At 61.1% G+C, this 1310-nt stretch carries 2 protein-coding genes and 1 pseudogene; all 3 read left to right on the top strand.

Annotated features, from left to right (window positions below):
- The first annotated feature begins 83 nt into the window (after positions 1-83).
- Positions 84-626, top strand: coding sequence for a tetratricopeptide repeat protein (locus BSF44_RS29140; protein ID WP_095946426.1), 543 nt, complete (start codon positions 84-86; stop codon positions 624-626).
- A 66-nt stretch (positions 627-692) separates the two neighbouring features.
- Positions 693-1175 (top strand): RNA polymerase sigma factor, encoded by a 483-nt coding sequence (locus BSF44_RS29135; protein ID WP_256589181.1) that lies wholly within the window; start codon positions 693-695, stop codon positions 1173-1175.
- A pseudogene (locus tag BSF44_RS30920) lies at positions 1175-1310 on the top strand (transcriptional regulator); the annotation flags it as partial. The gene BSF44_RS29135 and the pseudogene BSF44_RS30920, both read left to right, overlap by 1 nt.

Genomic DNA, 1310 nt, shown 5'->3' with positions numbered 1-1310 from the left:
GGTGTTCTCATCACATCAACCTTGCGCTGCGTCCGGCGGGACGCGATCTGATCCGAAACCCGTGAACCTGTGGAGCAAAGCCCATGAATAATCGTTTTGCTGTTCTGATGACGCCAGTGTTGCTGAGCGTTGCGTTGTCCGGCTCCCTCGCCCTGGCCAACGGTGGTGGCGGAGACGACGACGCCCCCATCAGGCCCAACTGCCCCAAAGGCCAGGTGTTCGATAGTAAATCCAAGCGTTGCGTCCGCCAGACCAGCAGCCTGGTACCGGACGAAGACCGCACCAACTATGCCTATCGACTGGCCAAGGACGGACGTTACGAAGAAGCCTTGGCCCTGCTCGATACGCTGAAACAGCCAAATACCGCAAAAGCATTGAACTATCGCGGCTACGCCACGCGTAAACTGGGACGTACCGACGAAGGCATCGGCTATTACCTGCAATCGGTGAAACTCGACCCGCAGTACGCGCAGGTCCGCGAGTACCTCGGCGAAGCCTATGTGGTCAAAGGCCGGCTGGATCTTGCACAGGAGCAACTGCAGCAGATCAAATCCATCTGTGGCGGTACTCAATGCGAGGAGTACCAGGATCTGGCCGAAGCCATCGACGGGTCATCGAAAACCTGACAACCCGAGCGGACGGAGGTCGCCATCGCCAGCGATCAGGCAATACGAACGGAACTGAACCAGCATCTGGCGCGTTTATGGCGCTACGGCCTGCTGTTGTCCCGGCAACGGCATGTCGCCGATGACCTGGTGCAAGCCACCTGCGTGCGGGCGCTGGAACGGGCCAGGCAATACGTGCAGGGCACACGCATGGACCATTGGCTGCTGAGCATTCTGCATTCGATCTGGCTCAACGAAGTCCGCGCCCGGCGGGTGCGCCAGGGTCAGGGCCAGGTAGACGCCGATCAGGCCTTGTCGTTCGACGGTGAATCCGTGGCCCAGACCCACGTGTTGGCGGCACAGGTCATCCGTCGCGTCGATGCCCTGCCCGAAGCACAGCGCGAAACGGTGTTTCTCGCCTATGTCGAAGGCTTGTCCTACCGCGAAGTCGCCGAGGTGCTGCAAGTGCCCATCGGCACGGTCATGAGCCGCCTGGCCACTGCCCGGGCGAAACTGGCCGAGTATCCACCCTTGCACACGGTGCCCACCCCTAACCGAGGAGAACATTGATGAACACGATACCCTCGGACGAACAACTGGTGGCTTACCTCGACAACCACCTCGATACCGAGCAGCGCGCACGCATCGACGCGGCCATCAGTGCCGATCCGATGCTCGGCCTGCGCCTGCAATGGCTCGATCGCG

The organism is Pseudomonas sp. ACN8, from assembly GCF_002303925.1.
Taxonomy (GTDB): Bacteria; Pseudomonadota; Gammaproteobacteria; order Pseudomonadales; family Pseudomonadaceae; genus Aquipseudomonas.
This window is presented reverse-complemented; position numbering and strand designations above follow the sequence as displayed.